This is a genomic window from Gilliamella sp. wkB308 (assembly GCF_001690185.1).
GTDB lineage: Bacteria > Pseudomonadota > Gammaproteobacteria > Enterobacterales > Orbaceae > Gilliamella > Gilliamella apicola_I.
On the sequence record NZ_LZGN01000022.1, the window covers coordinates 1 to 25194 of the forward strand.

General features: G+C 33.9%; 16 protein-coding genes and 1 tRNA gene. 9 read left to right on the forward strand and 8 right to left on the reverse strand.

Annotated elements, in window-relative coordinates; all coding sequences use genetic code 11:
* Window positions 1–348: 348 nt before the first annotated feature.
* From A9G10_RS12555 to A9G10_RS02930, 8 genes are all read left to right on the forward strand, one after another.
* Complete coding sequence (locus tag A9G10_RS12555; RefSeq protein ID WP_143425936.1) at window positions 349–534, forward strand: hypothetical protein; 186 nt, start codon at window positions 349–351, stop codon at window positions 532–534.
* Between the two features lie 1105 nt (window positions 535–1639).
* Window positions 1640–1930, forward strand: a complete 291-nt coding sequence (locus A9G10_RS02895; protein WP_065558182.1) for a hypothetical protein — start codon at window positions 1640–1642, stop codon at window positions 1928–1930.
* 567 nt (window positions 1931–2497) lie between these two features.
* The gene (locus tag A9G10_RS02900; RefSeq protein ID WP_143425937.1) at window positions 2498–2839 is read left to right on the forward strand and encodes a hypothetical protein; all 342 of its coding nucleotides are present in this window, start codon (window positions 2498–2500) and stop codon (window positions 2837–2839) included.
* 671 nt (window positions 2840–3510) lie between these two features.
* Window positions 3511–3966 carry a hypothetical protein gene (locus A9G10_RS02905; RefSeq protein ID WP_143425938.1) on the forward strand — a complete coding sequence of 152 codons (456 nt, stop codon included), beginning with the start codon at window positions 3511–3513 and terminating at the stop codon, window positions 3964–3966.
* A 407-nt stretch (window positions 3967–4373) separates the two neighbouring features.
* A complete protein-coding gene (gene dusA / locus A9G10_RS02910) occupies window positions 4374–5336 on the forward strand; it encodes a tRNA dihydrouridine(20/20a) synthase DusA (protein WP_065558185.1) in 963 nt (320 codons plus the stop codon).
* 110 nt (window positions 5337–5446) lie between these two features.
* A complete protein-coding gene (gene rep / locus A9G10_RS02915; protein WP_065558186.1) occupies window positions 5447–7462 on the forward strand; it encodes a DNA helicase Rep in 2016 nt (671 codons plus the stop codon).
* A gap of 302 nt (window positions 7463–7764) precedes the next feature.
* Window positions 7765–7841, forward strand: a tRNA-Arg gene (locus A9G10_RS02920).
* Between the two features lie 871 nt (window positions 7842–8712).
* Entirely contained in the window at window positions 8713–9012 is a 300-nt protein-coding gene (locus A9G10_RS02930) for a DUF6694 family lipoprotein (RefSeq protein WP_065558188.1), read from the forward strand.
* An 87-nt stretch (window positions 9013–9099) separates the two neighbouring features.
* Here A9G10_RS02930 and A9G10_RS02935 read toward each other — a convergent pair whose 3' ends face one another.
* From A9G10_RS02935 to A9G10_RS02970, 8 genes are all read right to left on the reverse strand, one after another.
* Window positions 9100–9963: a hypothetical protein gene (locus A9G10_RS02935; protein ID WP_065558189.1), complete on the reverse strand. Its 864-nt coding sequence runs from the start codon at window positions 9961–9963 to the stop codon at window positions 9100–9102.
* Window positions 9964–10473: 510 nt separating this feature from the next.
* Window positions 10474–15417 carry a DNA repair ATPase gene (locus tag A9G10_RS02940; RefSeq protein ID WP_065558190.1) on the reverse strand — a complete coding sequence of 1648 codons (4944 nt, stop codon included), beginning with the start codon at window positions 15415–15417 and terminating at the stop codon, window positions 10474–10476.
* Window positions 15418–15536: 119 nt separating this feature from the next.
* Window positions 15537–17648 (reverse strand): hypothetical protein, encoded by a 2112-nt coding sequence (locus tag A9G10_RS02945; RefSeq protein WP_065558191.1) that lies wholly within the window; start codon window positions 17646–17648, stop codon window positions 15537–15539.
* A gap of 30 nt (window positions 17649–17678) precedes the next feature.
* Window positions 17679–18332 carry an OB-fold-containig protein gene (locus tag A9G10_RS02950; protein WP_065558192.1) on the reverse strand — a complete coding sequence of 218 codons (654 nt, stop codon included), beginning with the start codon at window positions 18330–18332 and terminating at the stop codon, window positions 17679–17681.
* A 73-nt stretch (window positions 18333–18405) separates the two neighbouring features.
* On the reverse strand, window positions 18406–19098 hold the full coding sequence (locus A9G10_RS02955) for a PspA/IM30 family protein (protein ID WP_065558193.1): 693 nt from the start codon (window positions 19096–19098) through the stop codon (window positions 18406–18408).
* A gap of 36 nt (window positions 19099–19134) precedes the next feature.
* Window positions 19135–19764 carry a YjfI family protein gene (locus A9G10_RS02960; RefSeq protein WP_065558194.1) on the reverse strand — a complete coding sequence of 210 codons (630 nt, stop codon included), beginning with the start codon at window positions 19762–19764 and terminating at the stop codon, window positions 19135–19137.
* 364 nt (window positions 19765–20128) lie between these two features.
* Complete coding sequence (locus tag A9G10_RS02965) at window positions 20129–22432, reverse strand: TonB-dependent receptor domain-containing protein (RefSeq protein WP_065558195.1); 2304 nt, start codon at window positions 22430–22432, stop codon at window positions 20129–20131.
* A 136-nt stretch (window positions 22433–22568) separates the two neighbouring features.
* The gene (locus A9G10_RS02970; RefSeq protein WP_065558196.1) at window positions 22569–23420 is read right to left on the reverse strand and encodes a heme/hemin ABC transporter substrate-binding protein; all 852 of its coding nucleotides are present in this window, start codon (window positions 23418–23420) and stop codon (window positions 22569–22571) included.
* 341 nt (window positions 23421–23761) lie between these two features.
* Here A9G10_RS02970 and hutW point away from each other — a divergent pair, with 341 nt between their 5' ends.
* Window positions 23762–25189 carry a heme anaerobic degradation radical SAM methyltransferase ChuW/HutW gene (hutW, locus tag A9G10_RS02975; RefSeq protein WP_081298983.1) on the forward strand — a complete coding sequence of 476 codons (1428 nt, stop codon included), beginning with the start codon at window positions 23762–23764 and terminating at the stop codon, window positions 25187–25189.
* Window positions 25190–25194 lie beyond the last annotated feature (5 nt).

Sequence of the window (25194 nt, forward strand, 5' to 3'; positions counted from 1 at the left end):
TAAAATGATATTTAATAAAGATATATCTATATTTATAGAAAGTAATAATATTATGAATTGGAATAACAATATTATAGACTTATTCAATTCATAATTTTTAATCTTTTTATTGATTTAAGTCGATTATCTATATAATATTAAATAGAATTAATTTTAAAAAAATTAATTTACTACAAAAGTATAATTTACCTATACCTTAATGAATTTAAATTAATAATTAATTTTAATTACAAATTTATGAATCAAAAAACAAACAACGACAAGAAATTAATCGAATTCGGATATATTCCTTGTCTAAATTTGCCAGAAAGAATTGACATCTTCATTTATGAAATCGAAGAAACTGAGATGTACTTATTGGTACTTCGTATTAATGGAAATCCCATTAAAGCAACAGTAACGATAATAAGTCAACAAGTCCTTAATGACCATTTATCTGGTATTTCAGGTCTTGAATTGTTTGATGAAACAGTGAAGTTGTGTAATGTCTTTACACGCATAATAGTCTTTCTTAAAAAGTTATATTATGTTTAAAAATTAAATTTTAATTTAATTCACCCCCCAGTTGTCGATCTAACTGGGGTTTTTATTGCTTGACTTAAGTAAAAGTCGTCATGGAATAATTTAAATAGTCTATTATAAAATATCTCATCAATCCATAGCTATCTTGATTTAAAACTGAAGAATTATTTAAAAGTTTATGAAACTCACAACTTACTTTTTAATAGAGAGCAAAAATATTATGAATTCAAATCTCAATATTATAGGCTTTATTAACTAATAACTTTTATAAGTGTTATTGACCTAATTTGATAATCTATATAGTATAGAATGGAATTAATTTTTAAAATTAATTTGCTACAAAAGTATAATTTATCTATACCTTAATGAATTTAAATTATTGTTAAATTTTAATATTAAACTCATGAAAAAAAGAAGTGACGACAAGAAATTAACCGAATTAGGTTATATTTCCTGTCCAAATTTGAAAGAAAGAATTGACATCTTTGTTTATCGAATTGAAGAAATTAAGAAGTTCTTATTGGTACTTCGTATTGATGGAAAAACAGTTAAATCAACAGAAACTACGATAAGTGAATAAGTCTTTATTGACAATCTAGCGGGTGATTTTACTCTTGAAACCTTGTTTGTTAACGCTGTGGGATTGTGTAATATCAATGCACGCATGATACTCTTTCTTATAAAATTTTCTTCTGTTCTCAAAAATTAAATTTTTAATTTATTTTACCCCTCAGTTATTGGTATAACTGGGGTTTTTATTGCATGATATAAACGAAAATCGTCATGAAATAGCTTGAATAATCAATTATAAAGCATTTAATCAATCCAGAGTCATCTTGATTTAAAACTAAAGAATTATTTAAAAGTTTATGAAACTCACAACTTCCTTATTAATAGAGAGCAAAAATATTATGAATTCAGATATCAATATTATAGACTTTCACAATTAATCACTTTTAGGAATGTAATTGACTTAATCCGATTATCTATATAATCTAATCTAGAATTAATTTTTAAAATTAATTTACTACAAAAGTATAATTTACCTATGCCTTAATGAATTTAAAAATTTTATTAACTAAAAAATATTTAAATCATGAAAAAAAGATTTAGACGTATGCCTAGAGGAAAATTTAAGTATGGTTGTTTTTCTAGTGAAGAGGTAAAAGGATGTGAAATCTTAGTTTATACTTATTTACCTGACTTTGAATACTCATTGGTTCTTCGTTTTGATGAAGATATCATTGTTGATGAAACTGAAACTTTTATAAGTGGAAGTGATTATTTTGATAATTTCAAAGATTATTTTGATTCTTATACGAAGTTTCATATTGCATTGAAGTTGATGAAATTAGATTTAAATAAGATTCGCGATTTACATCAAACATGGTCTCAATCCAAAAAATAAATTAAATTTTTAATTTATTTTACCCCCCAGTTATTGATTTAACTGGGGTTTTTATTGAATGATATAAGGGTTCATTGCCTTGAAATTATCAATCATATTGCATCTAATTAACCCAAAGTTACCTTGATATAAAACTAAAATTATCTACAAATTTTACACAATTCATTTCACTCCACTTTCAATAAAAAAGCTATTTTATTAGCTGAAAACCTATGACTAATTAAAATCAATTGGGATGATAACTGGCTAATTCAGTTAATATTAACGCTGATTGCGTTTTGATTGAAAGCTAAATTGATTCAATATAGTTTAATAAACTAACTGAAGAAATAAAAAAATGATTACTGTAGAATTGAGTAAAAAACCTTAGGTATTAAAAAATATTGAAATTTCAGAATTATTGGTTTAGTATAAAAGTAGGTTAGTCTAATTCACAATGTTGAGTTATATAACTACCTACTGGTGAAGTATTCACAAATTTAATTAATTTATTCCATTATGTCAAATTTTGTAATAATCGGATTTTTATCCGAACAAGAAGAAGAGGGAGTATCAATAGCAATATTGATGGAACCTGATCGTTCGATTGTTAAATTAGTAGCAATGCGAAACGGCAAGAAAATTGAAGGTACTATTGAAGTTAAATTAACCTCAAAGGATTTTGATAGACTGTTATATGATTATCCAGATCCAACAGAGCGTAAGTATTATGTCTATGGCTTGTGTAAAGTAAATAAAAATGTATTATATCCTAATACGTTTCGTACTGTACCGAGAAATCATAGAACGCTAGAACATGTATTTATACATATACTCTTCCTTATTTGTATATCTGGAATTCTGGCTTGTTTACTCTTTGGTTTAGGTAAATTTGTTCTATATATAGTAGAATTATTTTCTTGGCCATAGTTTTGGAATTTTATTAATTCAACAAAATAAACCTCAGTTATTTAACTGAGGTTTATTATTAAAGTTTGGTCTTTCATGAATAGTTATCATTATTGCGCAACAAATTAAAATTCTATAGCAAATAAAGACTACGATGAATAAATAGGTTACTCGTATAAATATGATACTTTTAATAACTTTAAGACTTTTAACAGGTAATCTTTTAAAGATTTAACAAAACTATTGAATTAATTAAATAATATATCTTTATAAATTATCAATCATATTGCATCTAATTAACCCAAAGTTACCTAGATATAAAAAATAAAATTATCTATAAATTTTACGCAATTCATTTCACTCCTCTTTCAATAAAAAAGCTATTTAATTAGCTGGAAATCTATGATTAATTAAAATCAATTGGGATGATAACTGGGTAATACAGTTAATATTAACGCTGATGGTGTTTTGATAAAAAGCTAAATTGATTCAATATAGTTTAATAAACTAACTAAAGAGATAAAAAAATTATTACTGTAGAATTGAGTAAAACACTTTGGGGGATTAAAAAAATATTGAAATTTAACGATTATCGGTCTAACATAAAAACAGGTTAGTCTAATTCACAATGATGAATTATATAACTACCTACTGGTGAAGTAATTCACATGCCTAATTAAAAAAATTGCATTATGTCAGATTGTAAAATCATCGGATTTTTATCCGAAAACAGTGAAAGGGGAGTATCAATAGCAATATTGATGGATCCTGATCGTTCAATTGTTAAATTAGTAGCAATGCGAAACGGCGAACAAATTGAAGGTACCAATGAAGTTGAATTAACTTCAAAGCGTTTTGATAGACTGATAGATGATTATCCTGATCTAAAGAAACGTAAGTATCATGTCTATGGCATGTGTAAAGTGGATTACAATGTATTATATTCTGATTCATCTGATGAAACCACAAATGAAATTAGTTCAAATTCTAATGATCATCTACGGATTCAAAATAAAATCGTAGATGCACTTGCAACTACTTTGGCGTTTCTTTTCCTAATAGGATTAGTGTGTATTTCTGTTTATCTTATAGGCAAATTCGCACTTGCTGTATTAGTGTACATTTTTGACCATTTGAAATTTGATTAATCTAACCAAATAAACCTCAGTTATTTAACTGGGGTTTATTGTTATAGTTTGTTCTTTCATAAATAGTTATCATTATTGCGCAACAAATTAAAATTCTACAGCAAATAAAGACTACGATGAATAGATAGGTTACTCGTATAAATATGATACTTTTAATAACTTTAAGACTTTTAACAAGTAATCTTTTAAAGATTTAACAAAACTATTGAATTAATTAAATAATATATCTTTATAAATTAAAATCCAATATAACAAGATAAAAAACAAGTTAAATTATGTACTTTTTATTGATACACTTCTAAATTAAACACAAAACCCTAACATCATTGTATTCTATGTTTTATGATAGAATATATGTTTAGTTATTTGCTTCATAATTTAATTACCGCTTTAAATCTGGTACATAAATGAAATCAACAAACAATAAATTTTCTGTAGCGCCCATGCTCGATTGGACCGATAAACATTGTCGGTATTTTCATCGGATATTGACCAAACAAACTTTACTGTATACCGAAATGGTAACAACAGGAGCAATCTTATTTGGTAAAGGGAATTACCTTGATTTTAATGTCGATGAACATCCTATTGCTTTACAACTTGGCGGAAGTGATCCCAATGCATTAGCACAGTGCGCTAAATTAGCTCAAAATCATGGTTATGATGAAGTAAATCTTAATGTTGGCTGCCCTTCAGATCGCGTTCAAAATGGCATGTTTGGTGCGTGCTTAATGGGAAATGCTGATTTAGTGGCTAAATGTGTTGCGTCAATGCAAGAACAAATTGATATCCCCGTAACGGTTAAAACCCGAATCGGGATCGATGATTTAGATAGCTACGCTTTTTTATGCCAATTTATTGAAACAGTTCTACCTTATACTTACACGTTTATTGTACATGCACGTAAAGCATGGTTATCCGGACTTAGCCCTAAAGAAAATCGTGAAGTTCCACCACTTGACTATGAACGAGTTTATCAACTCAAACGAGATTACCCTAACTTAACTATAGCCATCAATGGTGGTGTTAAAACGATCGACGAAATAAAACACCATTTAAATTATGTTGATGGCGTCATGGTGGGACGAGAAGCCTATCAGAATCCCATGTTATTAGCACAAATTGATTCCCAAATCTTTGGCTTAGATACGCAACCCATAGATCCAATAGCGGCAATACGATGTCTTTATCCTTATATCGAACAGCAACTTTTACAAGGTGCTCAACTTAACCACATTATGCGCCATACATTAGGTATCTTTAATGGACAAAAAGGTGCAAAACAATGGCGACGCTATCTTAGCGAAAATGCACATAAAAAAGGGGCAGGGATTGAAGTTGTCGAACATGCTTTAAACTTTATTCAGTAACATTGCCAGCGTCATCCTGTTGTTATGTTTGTTTAAAAATTAAGCGTAATTGCAGGTGACAAGCAAATCGTTATATACTATTAAGCCATTTTCATGAAGGTCTAAATTCTGTGCGGTTAAATACAAGTCAGCAACAAGCTGTTGAATATGTTTCTGGCCCTTGCCTGGTCTTAGCCGGTGCAGGTTCGGGAAAAACACGGGTTATAATAAACAAAATTGCTTACTTAATTCGTGTTAAGGAATATTTGCCACGCCATATTGTTGCTGTGACTTTTACTAATAAAGCCGCGCGTGAAATGAAAGAGCGTATTGCTCAATCACTCAGCAAACAAGAGGCAAGAGGGCTTAAAATCTCGACTTTTCATACACTGGGTTTGGATATCGTTCGTCGAGAATATAAACATCTTGGCATTAAAGCTAACTTTTCTTTATTTGATGATCATGATCAAACTGCATTACTCAAAGAACTGACTCAACAATGGTTAGATGGCGATAAAGATCTCATTAACCAACTACGTTCAACTATTTCGAATTGGAAAAATGATATTGTCGACTCAACAATAGCCATGGCTAGAGCCCAAACCAATAAAGAAAAATTATTTGCTCATTGTTATCAGCTTTATGAAAAACAATTAAAAGCTTGCAGTATCCTGGATTTTGATGATCTTATCTTATTGCCTACCTTATTATTGAAAAATAATGAAGAAGTTCGAGAAAAATGGCAAAATCGAGTTCGTTATCTTCTCATTGATGAATATCAAGATACTAATACCAGTCAATATGAATTTATTAAATTATTAGTCGGTAATCGAGCCAAATTTACTGTTGTAGGCGATGATGATCAATCGATCTACTCATGGCGAGGAGCCCGCCCTAAAAATTTAGTTTTACTCCAACAAGATTTTCCTAATCTAGAAGTTATAAAACTCGAACAAAATTATCGATCTTCCGGGCGAATTTTAAAAGTTGCAAACATTTTAATTGAAAATAATCCCCATATATTTGAAAAAAAACTATTTTCAGAACTGGGTTATGGTGAAGAGCTTAAAGTTATCTCTGCCGATAGTGAAGAGTCCGAAGCCGAAAAGGTGATCAATGATTTAATTGGTCATCGATTTGCGAATAACAGCCAATATGGTCAATATGCAATTTTATATCGTGGAAATCATCAAGCCAGATTGATCGAAAAAATGTTAATGCAATACCGGATCCCTTATCGAATTTCGGGGGGCACTTCCTTTTTTGCTCGAACTGAAATTAAAGATCTCATGGCCTACCTGCGATTATTGACAAATCCCGATGACGATAATGCGTTCATACGCATTATCAACACGCCAAAACGTGAAATAGGGCCAGTCACCATCCAAAAACTAGGAGAATGGGCAAATCATCGAGTTGTCAGTTTATATCAAGCAAGTCATGATATGGGACTTACTGAAGTATTATCTGGCAAACGAATGGAAACGCTACAACTCTTTATTCAATGGTTTGATTCATTAATTCAAAAATCTCATACAGAACCTATGGAAGCTATTCATGAATTACTGCATGGAATCCATTATGAAAGTTGGATTTATGAAACATCGCCTTCACCAACCGCAGGACAAATGCGAATGCGTAATGTAGAGCAATTAATCAGTTGGTTAAATGACATGTTACAAGGTGATGACATTGACGAAGGCATGACACTTCAACAAGCCGTAGCAAGATTTACCTTACGGGATATGCTAGAACGCAACGAATCCGAAGAAGAGCTCGATCAAGTTCAGCTTATGACGCTTCATGCATCTAAAGGATTAGAATTTCCTTATGTTTATTTGGTCGGCATGTCTGAAGGGGTTTTACCGCATCAAAACAGTATTGATGAGGACAATATAGAAGAGGAGCGTCGTCTTGCTTATGTTGGCATTACCCGAGCACAACAAGAACTCACATTTTCCTTTAGTCGTCAACGCAAACAATTTGGCGAAACAGTCTACGTAGAACCAAGCCGTTTTTTGCTGGAACTTCCTCAAGATGATCTCAATTGGATAGATGAACGAATAAAATTATCCCCTGAGAAGAATATGCAACAAGGACAAAGCAGGCTTGCTATGTTAAAAGCGCAGATAGCTAATGCTAAATAAATATCAATTACAATTAAACTTAATTTGAAGAAAATTTAAAAACAGGCGGAAAGAATAAGCAGATAGAAATTTAGAATTAAAATTTCCAAATAGAAAATGTTTAAGTGATCGATAGAAGTTAAATAAAACCGATAAACAGGTAACCTAAAAATACCGTTATAACGATTAGCAAATATAGACAAATAAAACGATAAATTGATGATATTTTGATAATCTAAGCAGACAAACGACTAAAAATCATTGACGGATCGAAATAGCTTTATATAATACACAGCGTTAAATCAACAAATCAATGATAACATGTCTCCTTAGCTCAGCTGGATAGAGCAACGGCCTTCTAAGCCGTAGGTCACAGGTTCGAATCCTGTAGGGGACGCCATTTCATCAATGACTCACAACGACCGACCACGATTAAATTCCATTTATACTCGCTTTTTAGAATTTTTTTACACGACCTAATACGACATTTATTAGATATACAATGCCAATCTATTAACTAAGATGTAGCAATCTGCCGTCTTTCCGAGTTGTCAATATTCATAAATTCACCCGTAAATAATTTTGTGAATAATGTATTTGGCTGTATATTGTATTTTATTTATACACGAGAAACAGATATGAATATATTTAAGAGATTAGTTAAAGGCGATCTAGGCCTAGCTGTAACTTTTTGGGTGTTCGGTGTTTTATTTAGTGTGATATTAGCTGCAATTTTCTTTGCAATGACTTTTACTTTCAACGCATATCACGTTCCAACATCGTTTAGAATTAGCGTAATCTTATTTATTTATTCAATTAATTTTTTAAATTCGATTCTGGTTCTTGCCGGTTTATTTAATTTATTAAAAAATGGTGGCGTTACTTATTGGAGAGTGATAGCTTTGGTTGTTTGGTTATGCGCGACAGCATATTCAGTATATGATGACAGCTGCGACATACTACATTTAGTTACGCAGTAGCCTTGCAACCGTTTACATCTGTGTTTTTTAACCTGTAAACATACTGAAGTGTTATAAATCGCAATTACCAGCAGTTCCCTAAAATATTAAGCCAACAGTTGAGGCTGATTGACTGCCGTTAATTTTGGTCCGCCGAGCATTTGGTGCATGAATTTGCGTTTTTCTTCGATGATAATACAATGATAAGGGCATTATTACCTATTCATTTTTGTTGGATAAAATAATCGGTATTCCTTCGATGGCTAATTGTGTATAATTACAAAAAAATCAATTAACAAAAGGAAATTATACATGTTCAAGAAGTTACTAGCTGTATTTGTTGTTAGTTTTGTTTTAGTTGGATGTGGTGATGGTTCACCTAAAGTTGATGCTTCATCTAAGTCAGCATTTCAAACGTCAATGAAAGAAATATCTGAAACTTTAAAGGGAGAGGATAGCGATAATTTCAGAAAGGCAATATTTAACATTGTTTTCGCCGCTAGTTTTGAAACTGGAGGTGATGAGGCTAAAATTCAGCAAATATTGAAAGAAAAACTTGATGGTAAAACGGCAAAAGAAATCCTAAAAGAGTATAGCAAAAGTCAACCATAGTAAAAGATTAAAAGCTCGTTAAATGCGAGCTTTTTTGGGAAAAATAAATGACTAAAAAGTAAAAATATATAATTTTGTCATGATTACCTATCTTATTACTTCTAATGGTGCATTAGGATAAGGGCGATGGAGATAGATTTGATATGAGTAAATATCATTTTTATCTTCTGCAAACAGCGGAGTTTCGCCTTTTTTGTCTTCTAATGTCACTATTCTTCCATTTCCATAAAACATAATATTATAATTTTTGATTGGTTGTATATTTCCTATACTTTTAGATAATCTATTGTCTATATATTGTTCATCTTCTTTAATTAATTCAGTATCATTATATAATGATTTAAAGACTTCGGAATCTCTTACTTTCATAATGGCCAAGAAAGATTTTTTATCGCCTTTATTAATTATATTAGCTAAATGGTTATAATAATCTACGACTTCTTTAAGTAACTTATCCTCATTTTCTTTTCTCAAATCTATGCTGTGTTCCCAATTTTTTAGTTTGTACGGAACATCAATATTGAAAATCCATTCTTTGGTGATTAGTGGCATTTCTGCATGTGGATCATCCAATTTAAATTCGTAAATTAAAGTCGATTTTTGTTCTAAATAAGATGAATATCCATTATTATATCTATAAATACTTAATGTTAGGTAATCAATACCCAATTTATCTACCGTTTTATTTCCAACATTTGGTAATAAGACAATTTGTAATTTTTGTTTTCCCGATTTTAATATAAGATCATTAATAATTAATTCACTATCACTCGAACCTGCTAAATAATTTTTTTCCAAAACCATGTTATTTACGTAAGATTCATACGGATTTCCGGAAGTAACTTTTAAAGTATAGATAGTTTCTTGAATTATTTGTTTATCTGTTTTTTGTGCTTGTCCGCAAGAAAACAGAAAACAACTAAGTAAAAATATTCTGATTAATTTTTTCATCGTTACCATACCTTCAACTCATTGCTACCTTGTGGCATATATAAAAAAATACCTCATCCTCATAAGGAGACGTCATTTTTTCTAAAGATTCTTAATTATAATTACCCTTAAATTTAGATGAAAAGATATCGATAGGGACGGAAAAATCGAGGTGTCTAATATCAAAAGGTTTTCCATTGATGATTTTAGAACTTTTTGGTTGCAGGACTTGATTGCATCCGATCCTCAAAATAGGTTATACAAATAATAAGTTTTTTAAATAACTACAATGTATTCTTTTCCGGAATTATAAATTTTTCTTTCATCATATAATGTAATGAGTTTTCTTTATATAAGTTATATGTTTTGCTTAATACTCATTTGTATATTTTTATCGTTATTTTAGCCATCCCCAAATTATTGTCTGGTTTAATTGCTTATCTATTTTATTTTAACTTAACTAACTCATGATCATCATTCTCTAAGAAAAAGCGGAAATTAAATTTCCGCTTTTTTGATAAAACAACCACTTTATAATTTTAATGCCTGTACACTTTGTACTAAGTCAGCTAATTGGGTAACAATTTGGTTACCGGTATTCGCTTCGTCACCACCTAGTGATTTATTGCGCATAAAGTCAGCTTTGATTTGTTGCCAACGTTTAGTTTGTTCTTTTGTTAACACACCTCGAATTTCAGCAAGTTTAAGCAGATTTTCTTCTGCGCCGTTGGTCAGCAGTTGTGCCTCGCCCAAGTAGTGATCTTCAATAATTTGATTGAGTTCTTCATCATTCATTACGGAAGAAACTTTTTCAGCAAGTTTGTTCATGTTTCGATAACTACCTTGTAACTTGAACGGCGGTTCTGTTCGGTATTTATCGGATTGCGCTGCGCTAATAATGTATTGCTGATTGACTTTAAAGACTACTTCTCGAATTTTCAGTAAATGACGCAGTACGGCTACAATTTCGCTAATTTCCGCTTGGCTATAGGCATAGCTAAGTTCGTTGGTGTTAAGCGGTTTTCCTTGTGCATGGTCGATAAACTGATATAGGTCATTAAGATCACGCAGTGCTAATGGCGATAATATTGGATTTGATGTTAAGCAGTTTTCAATGTAACTTGATGCAAACACTTCATCCATGCCACCTAAAACTTCACCTAAGTTGTAAATATCTGCACGGTTGGCTAACATGTCAGGGATTTTGAAAACCTCACCCGATTCGGTATAAGGGTTGCCAGCCATAATGACACAGAATTTTTTACCTCGCAGGTCATAGGTTTTGGTTTTTTCTTTCCATACCCCTTCAATTCGTCGAGAACCGTCACATAACGAGATAAATTTTTGTAAAAACTCGGGGTTAGTGTGTTGAATATCGTCTATATAAAGCATGACGTTATTACCCATTTCGAGCGCTAAATTGAGTTTTTCAAGTTCTTGACGAGCGGTGGCATTTGGCGCTTGCTGTGGATCGAATGATAATACGCTGTGACCTAGTGCCGGGCCGTTAATTTTCATAAATATTAAGCCAAGTCGGTTAGCCACATATTCCATTAGGGTTGTTTTACCGTAACCTGGTGGCGAGATGAGTAGTAATAACCCCATTAAGTCAGTACGGCGATTTTCACCTACGGTCCCCATTTGTTTTGCTAAATTGTCTCCAATGATTGGTAAATAAACTTGGTTGATCAGTTTATTACGCACAAATGAACTGAGTGGTTTAGCTTTAAACTCTTCAAGATGTAATTGTTCACGTTGTTCATCCAGCACTTCTTGACGCAGGCTTTGGTAATGTTGGAATTGTGGAATAACAACACGTGATTGTTTACGCATGCGACTAAAGAAGTCGTCAAGGTTGATTTGTAACACCCCTTGTGTAATTGAAGGGTGTTCACCTAATAAATCATTGACTGTGATATCTAGTTCAATTTCACTTATTGCTAAAGTGATGTTACTTTCTTTATCCAACATGCATAGTAAAGTGGCTTCGGCAATGTATTCACTCAATTTTTGATATTGGGGTAGGGTACAAAGTCCTTTGAACCAACTTTCAATAAGATTCCAACGGTCAGCCAGTCGTTTTTTGAGATTTAATTGCGATTGATTAAAATCACTCCACATGTGCGATTCTTCTAATCGTGTATTTAATCCTTCATATAAAGAATGGCTATATTTACTTAAGGTAAATTGTTGCGGTATTTCAGCTAAGACATAGCTTAAGTATTCGCTTGCCTGTTTAATATGGTAAGGTTCATGGTCGATTGGCTGTTTTTGTAAAAATTGAGTGAGTTCAACCGATATTTCGTGTTGTAGATTTTTTAATCCCTCTTCATGTCCAAATAATGCTTGTATATCCTTACATGTTTTGGCTCGTTCTGGCCATAATCTGACGATATCATTTTTTTGATTGTGATACCAAAATAGTATCGCTAAGCTACGTGCTAAAGGATTGTATCTGAGTAGTTTGGCGGCTTCACCAAGTGGAACTATTTTCGATAATATTTTTACCGCATCGTGATCGTGAATCCCTTTTTCATACCCTTCTCGATAGCGTAGGGCAGCATAATCCCGTACTGTTTTGTTTAACATTTCGGGTTGATTCAGTTGGCTGATTAAATCTTCATAACTTAAATCATGTTCTTTTTTTAGCGCCGAATTGATGATCGAATAGGCTAGATACTCTGCTCGATAGACGGTTGGCGATTCAGACTCAAGCGAGATAGTCCAAAAAGGTTGATAACTTTCTAATTTTGGATGGTCTATTTTTTCTTGATAATCGGTACCGGTCAATTGTAAGTAAAGATGATGTTCTTTTGGTACAATGGTTAGGTCAAGTTCTTGTGTGTTGACGCTAAATTTATGTCTTGGTCCTAATTTTATGACATTTCCACCCGATTCAAAGATTTCGGATTTGTCACGTAAAGAACGTATTGCTTGATCTCTGGCACTTTTGAAGCGTGATTCAATATCATCAGCTTTGACATTATCAAAAAGTGCACGTAATTTTTCAACTATTTCACGAATTTTCAGCGCTAAAGGATCGGCAACAAAAAAGGCATTGAGTTCGTTTTGATCTGAAAATTTAGCGGTTCGTCTTGGAATGCTGTCTAAAATTCTATCAGCAGCAGTCAGTAGGGATTCCGTTCGTCTTGTTCGATCTTCAAGTAGTGCTTGTTTGTGTGTTTCGAATGATTCTAAGATTTCTTCACGTTTTGCCAGTATGTCATTTAAAAACTCTTCACTTTCGCTGAACTGATTTTCCAGTTCTTCAAGTTGAACTAATAGCCTTGATAGTTCATCGTCACATTTTTCTGGCGTGGTAGCTAAGCTTAATGCATTGGCAATACTTTGACTAAATAGTTTGAATTGCGCACCAAATTGCGCCACCATTTCAACGCTGGATAGATTTTTTCGTTTTTGGTTAATGCGTGCTTTGGTTTGATTGAGTTTGGCATAAACTTCGGCGATCGATTCAATGATTTTGGTTTGTAGTGTTACGTCATCAAATTTTAATGATGCCATTAATTGTGAAAGCATATCTAAGTTTTCAGACATTTGGTCAGCGGTTTTTATCGGTTCGATAAGCTTGGCGACTGTGTCCGCTTTAGTAAGATACTTTTCAATTTCATCTATTTGGGTGATGAACGGTTCGAGCGCTTTGTCACTGCCTAAAAATTCGGCTGTCGCTAATGATACGATAGATTGGCGTTCTTTTAAGGCTTTTTCCATTATGTCGATCTGATTCAAATCTATATAACGGTAAGTTCTTAATGTGACTAAACTACCTAGCTGCATTTTAATTGCATTTAGTGCATCTACGTATTGTTGTGTTTCTTGCCAGCTATCGGGATAGAGTTTAGTCAATAAGTCTTGTTGGTTTGAAATTGCTTCACGCATGGCGCTTTCAGATTGTCGGCGTATGCTTTCCACTTTTTCATATTCATCTATCACTAATTCACTCGTTTGTATAATGTTACGTAATACCGGCGTAAAAGATAGATTTTTCTCGTCGTTGAGCCAAAAATAGCTGTCAAATAACCGTTTTGTGTCTTCACTTAGTTTGCTGTATAGTTGGGATGAAACCGATTGGTTATCAATTTCACGAGCAATAAAGTAAAGATCTGAAATCCCTCTGACTAGTTCCGCATTGCCTATCTTGCCTAAAAAACTATTGTTAGTTGGTTGCGTCGCTGCAAATTCGTCACTATAAAACGGTGTTTGCCAAATTTGCATTGGATGAACGCGAGTCGGGTCGTTATTTTCACCTTCAAATACAACCATTCGACCGTCTTCAAACACGGCATAACCATGACCTAAAATAGGATTATCAAGTTTTCGTTCGATCATATTGTAGTTAAATAGTGCTAAACGACCAGAACTCGGATCATAAAATATGTAAAGGACATCTTCGCCATTGGGTGAACGTCTGATTCGTCTAAATCGCATCCCCGACATGGATTGATCGAAAGTTTTATATTCCCCATTTTGTAGATAGTAACCGCCAGGGAAGATCACACCATGATCTTCAGGTAGCTGAATACAGGCTTGTCCAATAAAATCGATTCGTTGGGCTTTTTGGGTGAGGGTGTTATAAATTAAATAACGCCAGTTTTCTTCGCGATACGGTAAAACTTTTAGCAGAATTAAGGATCCGACTTTTGCGTATTCAATTTTGGCATCGTTAATGGATTGATTTTTGTCGAGTACTTCTTCACTGTAGATTCCCAGCCCATCATTGGTGTTGTTTTCACATTTTATGGTTAAGTCACCGCCAATGGTTTCAACAAAAACAGTATCTAAAATATTTACATGCGGGAATCGACCGTTGACGATATTGTCACGTGTGGTTTCAATCCATTCAAAATCGTAAGCAGGTGGTAGCGCAATATCACGTTCACCACGATTATCGATGTAATCAATGGTTTTTTTGTCACTTGATATTGACCAACGAAATACACGAATGTCACTGACTCGTTCACCAATTTGGAAACTGGCAAGTAGCTTTCCATCTCGTTCAACTAATTGGAGTAATTGTGCATTTTTATAATAGGTGTAGAGTTCATTAAAATCTTGAACAAAGCGATCAATATTTAAAAAGGTATTGGATAGATCAACCGAATCGGCTTCGTAATTGCCATCTCGTTCAACAAGTTGATAAAGCGAGAATACGTCTTCGATTTTGGTCTCTTTTTTTAATCCTAAAAAGACGTTGTAACCAAAAAGTAACCAATCACCAAATCGAACTATGTCTCTGGCGATACAGTTATTTTCAGTTCTGATGCGAATACGTCCGATAATTGACATGTCACTTTTGCCAAATTCGGTCAGTCGTTGTTGATTTAGGGCTTCGGTTTTTTGGTTTAGTTCTTGTCCTAGCGAAGTCAAACGTTTACGAAGGATTTCATAAGCACCGCCTTCGGCGACCGCTTTATCGAGTGTTGTTTGTTGTTCGTTTTCTTGTTCTATTTCTGCCATTTTTAACTCTTGATCATTATCCAGAAAGGCGATTGTTTTCGGTAGGCTATTATTACCTTACCGAAAACAGGTGATAGTGATAATGTTGTTTTAATCATTATCAATAATGTGCAGTTGGGTTAGCTGTCACTTTCTTTTTTGCTTTCCGATGGTAAAAATTGTTTAGCTAGTGCTTTTAAATCAGTATTTTTTAATGTGTCTTTGATATCAATGTCTTTATTTCCGGATAGACGTGATAAGACTGATTGTAGAGCAGATTGCAGAACAGGGCTTTGGTTAACTGTTCCTTCAATTGCTTTACCTACGCTAATGGCTTTAGAGAAGCTGTTAAAGAAGTTGTCATTACCGCCAACAATTTCAATATTTGCTTTACTAAATGCAGCTGCAAGTACGTCTGCTTGTTCTTTAGCGATTTCTTTATTCGCTGCAATTGCTGCCATTGCTTGTTCAAAGCCTTTTTCAAGTGCCAAGCGGAACTCTTCGTGATTTTTAGATTGTTCACTCATGGTGCCCATTGCTTGGAATTTTTCAATTAAACCATTTGCTTCAGCAGTTAGGCGTTCACGTATAATCATTGCTTCAGCCAGACCTTGTTCTTTCATTGCAGCGGCTTTAGCAAATCCAATGCGTTCATCACCACGTGCTTGAGCAGATAGTTTTTCTTCCAATATTTTTGCTTCGGTCAGACCTTGTTTTTCAGTTGCTGTCGCTTTCGCTTCAATGACTTTAGCTTCAGATAATCCTTTTTCTTGATTTCCTCTTGCTTCTGCTAATAAGGTTTCAGCGGTAATGTTGGCTTTGACTAATCCTTCTTTTTCTTCTGCTTCAGCTCGTGCTTTACGTACTTTTGCTTCAGCAAGTCCAATTGCTGCTTCTTCTGCTTCAATACCTTGAGCAAGTTGTTTTTTCGCTTCGGCTTGTTTTGCAGCAGCTTCAAGTTCGGCTTGTGCCATGGTGCTAAGTTCGACCGCACGATGTTTCGATGCTTGTTCATCCGCTTCGGCTTGTTTAACTTGTTTGACTAATTCTTGCTCTGCTCGTGCTTCGGCTTCGATAATTGTTGTTTGTTTTTCTCGATCCGCTTTGGATACTTCACGTACTTCTTTGATGTTTTCTTCTTCAATCGCAACGGTTTTTTCAACGGCAACACGTTCACGAATCACATTAGCGATATGTTTCTTTTCTTCTTCAAGAACTTTATCTTTTTCGATTCGTTGTAATTCAACTTCACGTTCACGTGCAACGATTTCAAGTGATCGAGCACGTTCCACACGTTCTTCTTCAATGGCAATTGCACGTAAGCGGTTTTGTTGTGCAACTTCTACTTCACGTAGACGATTTTCTTCACGAACTTCAATTTCTTGTTGCGATTGAATTCTTGCTTGTTCGGCTTTTAATCGCTCTTCTTCTTGAACTTTTAATGTTTCAGCTTGTTCACGAGCTCGAATAGTCTCAATTTCACGTTTTTGACGGGCTTCGGCATCGGCTTGTTGACGCTCAAGTTCTAATTTAGCTTCAATCGTTTCTGTGTCTTTTTTCTTTAAAGCTAATTCAAGATCTCTTTCCCGTTTGTTGGTTTCATCTTTATGAATAGCGGTGATAGCCGTGATTTTGTTAATCCCTTCCGCATCAAATATATTATCGGGATCGAGTGATTTAATTGGTGTTTGTTCTAAGTAATCGATAGCAACATCTTCTAACGCATATCCGTTAAGATCTTTCCCAATTACATCAATGATTCGTTCACGGAAATTCATCCGATCTTCAAAGAGTTTGGCGAGTTCGAATTGTTTACCAACCGTTTTTAACGCTTCCGAAAATTTAGCACTAAATAGGGTGCTGACCGCTTTTTGATCTGACGCACGATCAACGCCGATCGATTTTGCCACTTTTAACACATCTTCAGTGGTTTCGTTAACACGTAAATAAAAGGCTACACAGATATCTGCTCGTAGATTATCTTTACAGATTAATCCGTCTTTGCCTCGACGTTCTACATCAAAAGTAATTAATGATATTTTCATAAATTCTTTTTTGTAGATTACGGGATAGACTAACGCTCCGGTAAAGTGTACCTTCGGTCTTGACGTCATATCGTTAACAATAAGTGCAGTACCTTGCGGCACTTTTATATAAAATGCTTTAAATAATAAGAAAAATCCAACAATAACAAGGAATACAATTCCGATTGTTAACAAGAAAAATATGACTGTATCTTGATTGATTGACATGATTTGTTTTTCTCCAAAAAAATAATTTTGTTATCCATTAAACTCGTCGAGGCTAATAATTTCATAGCTATTATTTGTTTTATCATAGCTTAGCAAAATGGCTTTATCACCACGTTTGAATTGATATGATTCGTTACATCTAACTTGTAAGATTAGACCTGCTCCACCGTCTTCATACGTTGCTTCACCTTTGGTTTCGCTGACTGTACTGGAACGGATTTCTACAGTTTGACCTAATAATGATTGATGACTATTGGCTGTATTGAGTTTGCTAAAAATAGGGCGTAGAGGTTTTATTGTAAATGCGGTTAAGTAAACCGCCGCGATGAAGGCAGTTATAAAAATTATTAATCCTAATAAATAGTAAATTAGCGCATAATGACTAATTGGTATCATGAAAAAACGAAAAGAAAAATAGCAGATTGACCATCCAAATAAAGAGATTAGGGTAATGACTAATGTCATGGGGACTTCGTTGAATCCTAACTTCATGAGTAAACCGCTAAATCCTGAAGCTGGATTATCAGTTGATAGTTGTTTGACATCTATATCAAAATCTATGTCTAAGCAATCAACCGTCAAAACGCCAATTGATGCAACCAACCAATACAGTACGCAAATCGTGACTAGTCCACTAAAGATGACGACTGGAAAAGAAAAAAAGATTCCCCAGAAAAGATCCATTATATTTCCTTAAATTTCATTCTTCCAAATAGCTATAATTATAATTTTAAGATTTAAAAAATGAATAACTATTTTAGTTTGTTTGTTTTTCTTTTAATTTGGCTAAAATTGCCATCGCGCTTTGATTGCCTGTTTTAATTCCTGCTGCTTCAAGCTTGTTATCAAGTGAACTTTCATTTTCTGCTGTTGCAAGTTCACTTTTTGCTTCAATAATGGCAGCATTTTTTTCCTGACGTTTTTTGATACGTTCTAAAGAATCTAACGCCGTTTGTAATTTAGCGGTCGAACTTCCATAACGTTGAGCAATCGCAGTTTGAGCTTTTTGCACGCTTTCGGTCGCTTTGACAATATCAACTTGTTGTTTTAAATTGCGAATGTTAATTTCAGTCTGCGAAATGGTTTGACGCAAGTTTTTTACACTGTCAGAAAAATAGGTCACTTGTTTTTGGTAGTTATCATGTTCGTTTTCAAGTGTTACCAATTTTTCGGCAATTTCTAATGCAAGTTCTTCATTGTTTGAATCTAATGCTTTAACTGCGTAGCCTTCGTATTCAGTAATTTGAGTTTGAACTCTTTTTGCTTCTTTTTCCGTTATTTTTTGTTGAGCAAGGACGTTAGCTAGCGACTCTTTCGCTTGTTTGAGTTCTGCATCGGCGTCTCGTATTTCTTGATCCAATATGCGCAAAGCTTGGGTGTCGATAATGGATTCACCGGCTTCGTTAATACCGCCTCGTATTGCCGTAATCAGTTTTTTAAAAATGGTCATTGTTTAATCTCCTTATTGTTGATATTTATTCTGTAATTAAATATTAAAGTAATGTTCGTAAGCTTCGGTCGCTTTGATCACATTATCAGATAAGGTTTCTAATTCGTAAATGACATTACTCAGTATCGATGTCGCACTGAGCGCACCATACATAATATAGTTAACTGAGCCATCTCCCGTTTTTTCAATAGCAATGGTTGATAATGGGAAAAGTTTACGAGTGCATAAAATCTCTTCGTTGAATTGGGATTGTTGTTTAATTATATCAACAGGCCAAAGTAGCGCTTCAACAATAATTTGTTGATTTGATACACTTAAAAATAGTGGTAAGTCACCATATTCATGCATGATAATATGCAAACAAGCATCAACACCATCAATGATTTCGATACTTGCAGAACCTTGTTTAACTAATTCAGAATTGTTTAATTCATCATAAAGATCTGTAATTAACCAAACTTTATTATTTTTCATTTCATTATATTCCTGTTTATCATTAAAACGCTGGTTGTTTATTACCAAAGGTTGTCGAAATTGCTTTTCAATGTCGAGTAACCTTGAAGTATTTTCTGGCAAAATCCAAACTTCTTTTTTGATTAAGCCCTGATCCCGCAGACGTTGTCGATACTGCTGCTGATAATAAGCCGAGCTTTTTGTCTCTTTCATTTTTTTCATAAAAATTAGTTAAGATTTTGTTAGTGTTTAATGTGAACAATATTATCATAAAAACATCACATGTAAATATTACATGTAATATTTTTTTGATGATTATTTATTTATGAAAAATTTAGTTTTTTTAATTAATTATTTGATTAATTGTGTTTTATTAATGGTTGTCTGTTGAGTAGTCATTAACGATAGGATAATTAATCTTTATTAAGCGCAGTATTATCAAATATATTTAATAAGTGTTCAATTTAATTTGTTGTTTTTTTTGTTTAATAGAGTTTTAAATTATATTAATCATTTTTTAATAAAAAAACCCGCACAAGCGGGTTAGTTGTCAATGTTATGTAGTAACAAGGCTGTTTTAAAAATCGATATCTAAGCCGAGTTGGAATGTTCGACCCGGTGCAGTAAATAGGTCGAGGTATTTACGATCGGATGTACGATATAACTTGTTATTACTTAAATAATCCCAGTATTTTTGGTCGGTAAGATTATAAATACCGCCACTTAACTTGACGTTTTTGGTGATGTTAACATAACTGGTTAAGTCAATGACACCATGTCCTGCAATTCTAAAATATTCTTCTTTTGAGTCAGGAATAGGTTTACCTTCATTGTTATAGGATTCCCGTGAAGTTGGGGTGGTTTTTTTGCCTTTTTGGAAAGTTGCGTTAATTGCAATTCCATAAAACTTATTTGGATCATCCCATGCTAAACCAATAGTGCTTTTGAGTGGGGCAATAGAGTCCATTTCAATATATTTATCACCTAAATAGCTCGATTTTGATTTTCCTTGGTTGTAGCCAATTGCAAATTTAGCTGTTAGGCCATTAGCTTGGTCGAACCATGAGCCAAAATTAAATTCGCTGCTTAATTCAGCACCATAGATATATGCTTTATCACGGTTTTCAGCTTGATAAACCAGTCGATTACCGGTTCCGACAAAATCTTTTTTATAGCGAGTGTAAGCGATAAAGTTTTTGTATTTATTGTAAAAAGCTGCCGTTGATAAGGTTATTCCTGTCATAGGATGACCTTTAACGCCTAATTCGAAATTATCACTTGTTTCGGTTTTAAGATTTGAATCACCAACCAGTACGTACATGGTGCTATGCGCTAAATAAGAGCCATAAAGTTGATTTTGATTTGGCATTTGTGCGCTACGCTTATATTGCAGGTAAGCTGTAAAATTAGGATTGATGTCGTACATCAAAGCGAGTGATGGTAATAGTTGAAAATCACTGTTACTTTTATATTGTTGGCTTAGTCTAGATGCATCTGCAATGGTGACAGCCATATTTTCTAGATGACGTGGCTTTGTTTTTTGATAAATAGCACGGATGCCAGGTACCAAGTAGTAAGTATGATTGTCATTGATATTAAAGCTTATTCGATCTTCAATAAATCCACCGAGTTGGTAAGTGCGGCTGTCAGCTTGAGGTTTTGTATAATCTCCGTCAGGAAATAGTTTGCCATATCTTGGTTTGGCTGAAGTATAAAATGGCGATTCGTCTTCACTCCATTTTCCATTTAAACCTGCACTTATTTTTTGATTATTATATTGTTTAAGCAAAGTGGTAATAAAATTATAGGCTTTAGTATTATAATTGGTTTGAATATTGTATTTACCGTTAGTTGTGTGATTTAGATTGGTGCTGTCATAAACATTAGTACGTTGATAATTTAATTGTGTGGTGAGGCTATCTATCCAATTAATATTGGTTGGCGTCCAGTGATCTTTAATCGCCAAATTGAAGCGGTTGTTTTTACTTCGTTGCTTATCATGCGATTCAATTTTTTTACCATTTTTGTCCCATGTATCATAATGCGAATTTTTGGTTTTGTTATTGTAATCAATGGTCGTATTAAGTTGGTGCTCATCGGTCATTTGCCAACTGAAACCAGCAAGTATTGAATTTGAATGGTTGTTTTCTGGATAGTTATTAATTGAGTCTCCGTAATTTCTTCCTTGCTGTCCGTCACGACGACTGAATACAATAATTCCGTTAAGCTCATCATCACCACCTGCTAATGTGATACCTTGATGATAACTTCTGTCGGTGCTGTCATAATTGTTTTGGAATCCAAAATAGCTTGTTTTTCCCGGATAGAGGTAATAGCTAGCGGTTTTAGTTTGAAACGATACCGATCCGCCAAGTGCATTATTGGCATTACTTACCGAAGTTGCGCCAGATTGTATATCGACTTTGTTATACATATAGGTATCGATGTAATCGCGTCCTATGCCATACGAGCCAAAACCCGCTCGCCCGACAGAGTTGACGCGTCCTTGTGCAATGGGAAGCGGCATTCCATCAATATCGATAGAAACTCGGTTAGCATCTAATCCTCGAATGTTGTAACCAGTAAAGCCCCCTCGGTCCCAACTACTTTTACCGCTACCTGAACCCGATATGTTGCCTGGTGCTGAAATCAATGGTTGATAACGCATAAGCGTGCCAAAATTGTTGCCTCCGTCTCGACGAATATCTTGTTCAGATATTTCCGTATTGATGCCCGGTTGTTTGATTGATTCGTGTGCTGTTACTGTCATGATGTCGTTGATTTTTTCATCATCATGTTTGTCAGTTGCTATGGCAGGCATTACGAATGTTAAGCCTAAAGCTAATGTACCCGTTTTTTTTAAGTTCTTAATGTATAACATGTTTAACCTTCAATCTTACTAATCTAAATAAAATGTTTTTTTAATTCGTTAAAAACAGCTTTCTTGGTATTTGATTGTTTTATCTTTACTGTTAAATGCCTTTTATGCCTAAATAATCTAATGTAATTTCAACTGATTATTTAGGGTAAAAAATTTGATAAAGCTGGGTTGCAACTTCATCCACTCGTGGCCCAATGCCAAAAAGATAACTGTCATCAATGGTTTTAATTCGATTATTTTTGTAAGCCGACGTTTCGGTTATGCCAGCTATTGTTTGCAATTTATCCATACCGCCTAATTGTTGTATGGAATGGCTGTTTAATAAAATAACATCAGGATTCATTGCAATTAGCGATTCTGCACTGTAGCTTTTATAGCTGTTATGCGTCGCAAGATTTTCTCCACCGGCAATGGTGATTAATGCGTCAGCGGTGGTATTTTTACCGGCAATGGCGTTACTTCCGCCCATTGTCATCATAAACAATACTTTGGTTTTTTGGGGATGCGTTTTAATCTTGTCTTGTAGCTGGGAAAGTTGGGTTTTTATTCTGGTAATTAATTGATTACCCTCATGTTGCTTGTTGAGTTTTTGAGCAATCTTTTCAATGTTTTGATAAAGTAATTCAACTGTGCCTGGGACACGTGGTAATGCCAATACATCAACGTTAGCTTGATGCATTTGTGTTAAAACGTTGTCGGGTTCAATATCATTAAAGGCGATAAATAGCGTTGGTTTAAGCGATAAAATCCCTTCTATGTTGAGCAGTTTCCAATATCCAATTTGGGGTAGATGCTGAGTTGTTGACGGATAAGTACTGGTTTTATCGACACCGACCACTTGTTGACCTTCTCCCAATGCATAAACAATCTCTGTTAACGAGCCCCCAGCAATGACAATTCTTTGGTTAGCTGAACTGATGTTTATTAAACCTGACAAAGTAAGCATAAGTAAAATAACACTCAGGTTTGTATAAATTTTTTTAATCATTACATAATTCCTATAGCTAAAATGCAGTTGCATTACACTATATTGAAAATGAGAACTATTATCAATAGGGGTGCGCTGATATTTTTACGTTTTAGTTGGATAGCCGGTTTAAAACTAGGGGGGAAATAGAGTAAGAACAATGAATATTATAAGTGATTATTTTGTTAAAATTGGCAAAAAATTGAAAAAAGGAGATTCAAATTGGTCATTAAAGAATCTCATCACTTATTGAAAAAATAAAAATATCTATCTAATTATCAATTGTTTAATAAAAAAAATAATAAAATATATTGATAAATGATAATAATTATTATTTAATCTTTACAGAATATTTAATCAGAATGGCAGTTATGAAATCTTTAGATGTTAGTCCTTTTTATGCGTTAAATTCAGCACTTCCTTTTAAGGATCGCTGGGCTGTTATGCCGTTACAAGCAAGTTTACCCGTTGCCCCACACGAAATTGAACACAATTGGCAAGAAATTCAGAATGCTGATTTGCGCGGTCGAAAGCGTCTTATTTATGTTCATATTCCTTTTTGTGATATCCATTGTCAATTTTGTGGTTTTTATCAAAACCCATTGCGTAAATTTGATACAAGTACTTATATCGATTATTTATTGAAAGAAATTTCACTCGAAATTAATAATAAAGCGATGCAGTCAGCACCCATTCATGCCATTTATTTTGGCGGTGGTACCCCTTCGGCTTTAGCTGCCGGGCAATTAGCACGCGTTATCCGGTATCTTAAACAATATGCGCCTTTAGCACCTGATTGCGAAATTACGGTAGAAGGGCGTATTTCTGATTTTGATGATGAAAAAGTGGATAGCTATATTGAGGCTGGTGCTAATCGTTTTTCGATTGGCATACAAACCTTTAATACGACAATCAGACAAAAGTTAGGTCGTCAATCAACAGAACAAGAAATTATCAAAAATTTTGAACGTATTGCTTCACGTGATAGTGTGGCATTAGTCTGTGATTTGATGTTTGGTTTACCTAATCAAACTATTGAAACTTGGCAACGTGATCTCGAAATCGTCAATGATCTCCCGTTAGATGGTGTTGATCTCTATTCATTAAATTTACTTCCTACTACACCGTTAGCTAAAGGCGTAGAAAATAACCGTATTCAATTGCCGTCAATAAGTGATAAATGTCATTTTTATCATCAAGGCGCTGAGTTTTTAGCTAAACAAGGGTGGGTTCATTTGACCAATGCGCATTGGGCTAAAACCAGCCGTGAACGTAATTTGTACAATTTTTTGATTAAGCAAGGTTCGCATTTTTTTGGCTTTGGGTCGTGTGCCGGTGGTAAATTAGATACCCATTCATACATGCTTCATCGTGACCTAAACCAGTATTATACGCAACTTGATCAGGGCAAAAAACCCTTAATGATGTTAACAGGTAAATCATTATTAGGTGATTGGTTACATCAGTTACAAGCAGGTATTGAGAAAGGTCGAGTGGATCTAATTAAATTGACTGACCATAGTGATTTATTTGATCCTTTGATTAAACAGTGGCATCAAGTTGGTTTACTTCAAGATGAGGAGCATTGTTTACGATTGACATTATCTGGTCGTTTTTGGTCAAGTAATATTTTACAAGCTTTACAGCAGTTGTTGTTACAACTGAACAATCCAGAACATATTGAATTACAAAATAAAATGGCACAGGCTAAACAAGCAATGAAAGGTCATCCTGTTATGCCTGGGGCTCATTCTGAAAAGAAACATAATCAACCTATTTCACATCATTAAAGGAT

Coding starts and splice junctions, on each gene's coding strand:
- A9G10_RS12555 (WP_143425936.1), top strand. CDS start 349: ATGTACTTATTGGTACTTCGTATTAATGGAAATCCCATTAAAGCAACA.
- A9G10_RS02895 (WP_065558182.1), top strand. CDS start 1,640: ATGCCTAGAGGAAAATTTAAGTATGGTTGTTTTTCTAGTGAAGAGGTA.
- A9G10_RS02900 (WP_143425937.1), top strand. CDS start 2,498: ATGGAACCTGATCGTTCGATTGTTAAATTAGTAGCAATGCGAAACGGC.
- A9G10_RS02905 (WP_143425938.1), top strand. CDS start 3,511: ATGTCAGATTGTAAAATCATCGGATTTTTATCCGAAAACAGTGAAAGG.
- dusA (WP_065558185.1), top strand. CDS start 4,374: ATGAAATCAACAAACAATAAATTTTCTGTAGCGCCCATGCTCGATTGG.
- A9G10_RS02930 (WP_065558188.1), top strand. CDS start 8,713: ATGTTCAAGAAGTTACTAGCTGTATTTGTTGTTAGTTTTGTTTTAGTT.
- A9G10_RS02935 (WP_065558189.1), bottom strand. CDS start 9,963: ATGAAAAAATTAATCAGAATATTTTTACTTAGTTGTTTTCTGTTTTCT.
- A9G10_RS02940 (WP_065558190.1), bottom strand. CDS start 15,417: ATGGCAGAAATAGAACAAGAAAACGAACAACAAACAACACTCGATAAA.
- A9G10_RS02945 (WP_065558191.1), bottom strand. CDS start 17,648: ATGTCAATCAATCAAGATACAGTCATATTTTTCTTGTTAACAATCGGA.
- A9G10_RS02950 (WP_065558192.1), bottom strand. CDS start 18,332: ATGGATCTTTTCTGGGGAATCTTTTTTTCTTTTCCAGTCGTCATCTTT.
- A9G10_RS02955 (WP_065558193.1), bottom strand. CDS start 19,098: ATGACCATTTTTAAAAAACTGATTACGGCAATACGAGGCGGTATTAAC.
- A9G10_RS02960 (WP_065558194.1), bottom strand. CDS start 19,764: ATGAAAGAGACAAAAAGCTCGGCTTATTATCAGCAGCAGTATCGACAA.
- A9G10_RS02965 (WP_065558195.1), bottom strand. CDS start 22,432: ATGTTATACATTAAGAACTTAAAAAAAACGGGTACATTAGCTTTAGGC.
- A9G10_RS02970 (WP_065558196.1), bottom strand. CDS start 23,420: ATGATTAAAAAAATTTATACAAACCTGAGTGTTATTTTACTTATGCTT.
- hutW (WP_081298983.1), top strand. CDS start 23,762: ATGGCAGTTATGAAATCTTTAGATGTTAGTCCTTTTTATGCGTTAAAT.